We start from the raw sequence: 258 nt of genomic DNA, 5'->3' as shown, positions 1-258 counted from the left end.
GACTGGCAGCAGCGGGATCTGAGCCAAAAGCGCTACGTCTACTGGTGGGCAGACGGGGTATACAGCAACATCCGCCTGGATGACCGACTGTGCCTGCTGGTGATCATCGGAGTCACGGAGCACGGCCACAAGGAGCTGGTAGCCGTTGACGACGGCCACCGCGAGTCCGAAGCCAGTTGGTATCAGTTGCTTACGCGTTTGAAGGAAAAGAACCTGGAACATGCGCCTAAGCTGGCCGTGGGCGACGGGGCCTTGGGC

At 60.9% G+C, this 258-nt stretch carries 1 protein-coding gene; it reads left to right on the top strand.

From position 1 onward, the window contains the following. A partial coding sequence (locus tag AC1RQI_RS17310; RefSeq protein WP_481905847.1) for a transposase occupies positions 1 to 258 on the top strand: 258 nt, incomplete at both ends.

Source organism: Salicola sp. AFF1 (genome assembly GCF_056783195.1).
The sequence above is the reverse complement of the archived record's forward strand: the minus strand, read 5'-3'. Positions and strand labels throughout refer to the sequence as shown.